6 protein-coding genes are annotated in these 5,973 nt (G+C 45.8%); 5 read left to right on the top strand and 1 reads right to left on the bottom strand.

The features are described 5' to 3' along the window. The first annotated feature begins 579 nt into the window (after positions 1-579). From ACWB0I_RS13030 to ACWB0I_RS13010, 5 genes are all read left to right on the top strand, one after another. Positions 580-1,164, top strand: a complete 585-nt coding sequence (locus ACWB0I_RS13030; protein WP_479388506.1) for an RNA polymerase sigma factor — start codon at positions 580-582, stop codon at positions 1,162-1,164. Positions 1,165-1,175: 11 nt separating this feature from the next. Then, the gene (locus ACWB0I_RS13025; RefSeq protein WP_479388505.1) at positions 1,176-1,463 is read left to right on the top strand and encodes a zf-HC2 domain-containing protein; all 288 of its coding nucleotides are present in this window, start codon (positions 1,176-1,178) and stop codon (positions 1,461-1,463) included. Between the two features lie 1,024 nt (positions 1,464-2,487). Beyond that, positions 2,488-2,940, top strand: coding sequence for a DUF6789 family protein (locus tag ACWB0I_RS13020; protein ID WP_479388504.1), 453 nt, complete (start codon positions 2,488-2,490; stop codon positions 2,938-2,940). Between the two features lie 68 nt (positions 2,941-3,008). Next, positions 3,009-4,481, top strand: a complete 1,473-nt coding sequence (locus ACWB0I_RS13015) for a hypothetical protein (protein ID WP_479388503.1) — start codon at positions 3,009-3,011, stop codon at positions 4,479-4,481. A gap of 39 nt (positions 4,482-4,520) precedes the next feature. Then, positions 4,521-5,243: a FlgD immunoglobulin-like domain containing protein gene (locus ACWB0I_RS13010; protein ID WP_479388502.1), complete on the top strand. Its 723-nt coding sequence runs from the start codon at positions 4,521-4,523 to the stop codon at positions 5,241-5,243. 339 nt (positions 5,244-5,582) lie between these two features. On the opposite strand, the gene ACWB0I_RS13005 is transcribed toward ACWB0I_RS13010, so the two are convergent. Continuing rightward, a complete protein-coding gene (locus ACWB0I_RS13005; RefSeq protein ID WP_479388501.1) occupies positions 5,583-5,753 on the bottom strand; it encodes a hypothetical protein in 171 nt (56 codons plus the stop codon). Between the last annotated feature and the right edge of the window lie 220 nt (positions 5,754-5,973).

Genomic DNA, 5,973 nt, shown 5'->3' with positions numbered 1-5,973 from the left:
TCATGAATTAGCCCTCACCCCCTCGATCCCCCTCTCCCAGAATAAAAATCTGGGAGAGGGGGAAGACCTTTGTGGGAAATTTTCTTAATTGTCCGGCCGCTTTAGCCGGTTGGAGCGCAGCGGAAATCGCGATTCTCTGGGACGGGACATCAAACCATTCAACAAATAAACAATTCAACAATTCAACGTTTTTGCTTCTTCACATTGCACAAAAATTTTCGCACCCCGCTGTGGCGGGAATAGATATATTATATTTTAAGAGAAGTATTCTAAGATGAAAAATTTGAAATTCAGCGCCAGTGATATCATAAATTCACTTCTCAAACCGTTGATAGGCCCGGCCAATTTCAGTTTTTTTCTAACGGTGATATTTTTTCATTAATCCGCTTAATCTCCCAAACAGTAAATCCCTCGCCCGGCCGAAATGACACGGTTCAAGAAGATGTTTCGACCTTACGCTCGGCATAAAGCTTTCGGGCAAGAAGATGTTAATAAAACAGAATTTTGGTAAGGGATTTGTTAATTTCCGACGGGGACATTATATTACAACCTAAACAATTCAACAAGAGCAGGAAAAGAATGCGCGTTATAACAGCTCCGACGCAAACGGATCCCGATCAATGGATCGATCTTTACGGAGATGCGCTCTATCGGTTTGCACTGTTACGCGTTGGTAATGCACAGGCTGCCGAAGATCTGGTGCAGGAAACCTTCCTTTCGGCTCTGAAACATTTAAATTCATTCCGATCTGACAGCTCGGTATTGACCTGGTTAATTTCTATTCTAAAACGAAAAATCATCGATTTTTACCGAAAACAACACTCACCGGATCAATCCCTATCGGATGGCGGTTTTGCTGAGCTACCCGATTTTGATCCCAGAAGAAAGGGCCCCATTGCCTGGCGCAAAGGATATGAGCCGCAGGATTTAAATTTCAATGCGCAGGATGAACTGGAACGCCAGGAACTGCTGAAAATTATCATGCAATGCATCGAATTACTGCCCGAAAAATGGGCTGCTGTTTTTCGCCTGAGGGAGATTGATCAACAATCTTCAAAAGAAATTAGTAAACATTTAGCTATTTCGGCGTCCAATATCTGGGTTATCCTTCACCGGGCCCGTACCGAATTACGACGTTGTTTAGAAAAACACTGGATTAAATAGGATCTGTTTCCATGAACATTTTTAAAAAAGGGCTAATGTCCCTTCTGGATACCTTAACACCAAAGTGTGATGTCATTACTGAAAAAATTTCCAGATCGTTGGATCATAAATTAACTTTTAAAGAACGCCTGCAGGTCAAATTGCATCTTATGTATTGCCAGTTTTGTTTGAGATATCGGGATCAGATTCTGATGATGCGCCATCTACTGCAGGACTCCGACAATACCTTGCAGAACATCAAACTTTCCCCAATGCAAAAGGAACTCTTAAAAGAAAAACTAAAGAACAACCTGAAATAAGTCCCTGACAACCTGCAACCTTTTCTGGACTAGCTATGAGCATTCGGCTCAATCCAGATTGCCCCTCTCCAGACCTTTTTAAATCTCCGGACGCTTCTCTGTTCCCCCCGGTTCGTTTAACAGTCAACAAGCGGGATAGGCTATGTATTATTTTGGCCTTACCACTTAAATCAATCTTCATCTAAGGCAACAGAGCTGCGACCTTAAAAAACCGCAAAGGGCCCCCGTCCTACGGCCGGTTGGGGCGCAGCGGAAATTGCGATTCTTTGTGATGGGAAATCAATCCATTCAACAAATCAACAATTCATCAATTCAACGGTTTTACTTCCTTACACAGCACAAAAATTTTCATATCCCGTAGCGCGACTCTCCAGGGTCTCGTTGGCTCGATAGAGCCAATAAAAAAATGACTAAAAACGGAATCGATTTCCCTTAATACACAGATTCTAAGGCAGCAGAGCCGCAACCAAAAAACATTTCCCCAGGGATTTAATCAACCACAGAGAACTCAGAGCAGTTAAAAAGGGAGCAATGAATTAGTTTTAATTAAAAATTAAAAATTACGAATTACGAATTATTTTGTAAAAGGGCAAATGGTGCCCTAGAGGTTAAAAACAATGCCGGCATGTCATTCTGAGAATCCCTTACACTAGCAAACCATTCGCAAGCGCAATGTAACTCGTGCTTCAGTCCGCGACTTTGTACGGGCGAAGCATTTATGGCGAGCTTTTGTTTTAAAACCCATCCCCCTGGCCCTGTTCCCTTTAAAAAAGGGAAGGGTGAGTTATAATCTCTACAATGTAAATTTTGATTTTTAAATGTTCATCTACTTTAACTTTTGGGAAAGCTTAGTAAGAATGTAGCACAAGAATTTTCGCATCCCGCTGTGGCGGGATTAGATCTTTTGAAGGAAGTATTCTAAAGTCTTTCACCAGCGCCCAGGCATTTTTTTGTAAGGATTCATTTCGCTTTACGTCTAATGGTTTGAATTTAAAATCAAATCATATTTCGAAAGGAGATTGTAATGCAATCACGTTTTATTCAAATCATTAAAGGGGGCTTACTGGCCACAGCCATCATGACGATTTTTATGGTAATGGCGCCCTTAATGGGCATGCCCAAAATGCCAATTGGTGAGATGCTGGCTCATTTCATGCACCTTCCTGTAGCTCTCGGTTGGATCGCCCATTTTATGATTGGAACCATTCTGGCCGCTGAATATGTGCTCTTTTTTGGTCCCATCCTGCGAATGAACCGCATTCTGAGCGGCGCACTGTACGCCCTTATTCCCTTTGTGCTGGCCCAGGTCATGGTTATGCCGATTATGGGAGCAGGATTTTTCAGTTCTCATACTCCGGCTCCATTTCTGATGGTCATGGGCAGCCTACTGGGGCATCTGGTTTACGGAGCGGCCCTCGGTTATTTTTCCAATGTACAAACAAAACCAAAAAGCGAGCTCACCCCGGCTAAAGCATAACTCATCAAGAAGGCAGACTGATGCAGTCTGCCTTTTTTTTTTCACATCTAAAATAAGGAGGCGTTACCATGCGTTACTTTTTGTTCTTCATGGCTATGAGCTTATTCATGTGCCATGCGCTCCTGGCGCAGATCAGAATCACCAACACCAATCGTTATTTCACTCATGAACAGATGTTCCTGGCTAACGAAATTAACGAAAGCGGTGAACCCTACGCCGAGGCCCTGGGTTACAACCTGGACGACCTCGATCCCTTTGTGTTGAATCAGCCTGAATCTATTTCTTACACATTGGGCATCGAAAATTACGAATATTCGCGTTACCAGTTAGGCACCATCATTTCGCGCTCTGGCATGGGCTTGCACATGATGTGGGCCCCGATGATCGGGCAGATGGCTGCCATGGAACCGGACGGATTTGACGGGCAATTCACGGCCCAGCCCAATGGGTTTAAGGAAGATGACGAGCTGATCAAAAATATCATGCATTTTTCCATGCTGGCCCACCATGCGCCTCCCGGACATCCCTGGCCTCAATTTGCCGAATTCATCAGTGGCGACCCGCATCTCCCGCAGGCTATCGATCCCGATAAATTTGTCTGGCAGGATTTTTCCACCCTACGCTGGGATCGTTCCAAAATGGACAAAACGCTCAATTTAGCTGCCATGGGGCAAACCTTAATGAAACAATACTTATGGGCCCAGGACATGCTTGGCGGCTTTCACGATGCCGATGATAATCCCATAGATGCGGACGGCATTGTAACCCCCGATTTGCCAGGAAGTCCACATTTTGATCCCAACAATAATGTATATTATGGTGGGGATGGCCTGGATGGTTTCATCGGTCAGGTTCTTACAGCCGAAGCAATCAACAAAGTTAAATTCGTCCTTTCAAAATTAGCCTTTAACGGCTCCTCTCTTGGAGCAGTCAATCCCATGGTTTACGATCCTCGCGCTGGTTTAAGGTATTTTGCACATAAGGTGGCTGTAACCGAACAACCCGTTCATCCCATGCTGCCCCCTCGTCTGGCCAGCCTGCAAGTAGTTGATGCTTCCATCCAGCTCTGGGATCAGGTCTCTTTTTTGTGGGGAACGCTGAGTTTCCAGAATATGATGAATCCAAATGACCTGAGCGATGCAGCGCATGTGGCTTACAAATCGGTTTTTGATGGCGATCCTTTCCCAGCTGCCATGGCCCAGACCGGTCAGCCCGGCCCGTTTGATCTGATGATGGGCGCCAGTAAAGTCCTCTTTCTGAACATTTTGTACATGCACCATAACCGCCGAGGACATACGTTTGTGGATCAGGCTACGGTACAGGGACATCGGGTAAAAGCAGGCAAGACCATCAGTTCACTGAATGCCGGTTATGTTCTGGTAACATTTGCACAATTCAGTCGGGAGTTCTCAGGCACACCATTGCAGGTTTTAGCCATAAAATCGCTAAAGGAACAGGCCAATTTTGTCCTTGGCAAATTAATGAATGCCAGAGGCAGAGTGTACAACAGTTACACCATTGGACGCGGCCCGGCACGTTAAGCCACTCTGATCGAAAATCAGGCCGGAGCCATTCGCGGATTGCTGGCCGCTTTTCAGGCCACGGGCAAAAGGCGTTACCTGCGCGGTGCGAATCTGGCCTACCAATATTTGATCAATCATTTTTACCTGCCCAATGACCACACATTCCGTACGGCTGATAACAATGATGTGGCCACCTACACGCCCCTGCGCGTGGCTGCCCTGTCCGGCGCCTTGCGTGAGGCCAATCTGGTGGCAGGCCACAGTGAAGCTGCCGTTATTTACACGCGATTCTTTAAAACGGTGGCCAATAAAATGCAACTTTCAGAAGGAGCGAGCACCGGTGAAAGTGGCCAAGATTCCGATGGAGATGGCATTCCTTTCATTCCAGAACAACCAGACAACTTACCGCCGGTCTTTGCCTCAAAAGCCGTATGGAATTTGTCGCCTCAAATGGCCTTCAAGGTTCAGAAGAATTTAGAAAACAGCCAGGCCGTGACCGCAAACCATTTTGCACTGTTCGAAAACTTTCCCAATCCATTCAATCCATCCACCACCATCCGATACTCTCTGGATCAACCCGTTGCCGTACAATTGAGTATCTTTAACATTACCGGACAAAAGGTGCGCACTCTATTTAATGGCCTGCAAAATGCTGGAGAACATCGCGCCCAGTGGGATGGAAAAGATCAGAACGGGGCCAGTGTGGTTTCTGGCGTGTATTTTTACCAGTTAAAATCCGGCCAGCGTATTTTAACTCGTAAGATGATTTTGATGAAATAATTGCAGTCCTCCCCCCCTAAGAGTGGTCAAATTTGGCCACTCTTTTTTTAATTTTGATTTTTTGCCCGTTAGCAGCAGGTTTCAGAACTGCGTTTTGCTAAGGCTTACTCGGGCATAAAGCCCACTCCTACCAGGTTTTTGTTCGTTAATAATTGTGCCTTAAAATACTTCCTTCAGAAGATGTAATGCATTAGCGTGAGAAAATTTTTGTAATGAAGGTCCTACCCCCCCGCCCCCTTTCCTTCTTTAACTAATAAAGGGAAGGGGGAGCAAATTGTGCCTTTTGCAGAGTCTAACTCTGATATGATAAGATATTTTGCAATTTTCTATTTGCAATATTTACGCACTTTGTGAATGCTTTGCCTGTCCGGTGGCCAGACGGGCCTGTCCCCGAAAACGGGATTTCCGCTGCGCTCCAACCGGCTGGACACCGTCCAGACGGGCTGGCCTGTTCCTGAGAATTGGAATTTCCACTTCGCTACAAAAGGCTGCGCCTTGTTCGTTCTTCACCTACGGGCTCCTTCTCTCTGAAAATCAGGACGAAAGGGAGTTCAGTGTACCAAAGTAAGGGATTCTTCATCCCGATGAATCGGGCCGAAAGTCTCGAGCTGAAGCTCGAGTTACGTTGCGATTGCGAATTGTTTGCAAGTGTATGGGATTCTCAGGATGACATGCCGGCACGTGCCCTCACCGCCCGGGCACAACCTGCCCCTTGGTAAATTAATTCGTA

The organism is Caldithrix sp. (assembly GCF_056497305.1).
The sequence above is the reverse complement of the archived record's forward strand: the minus strand, read 5'-3'. Positions and strand labels throughout refer to the sequence as shown.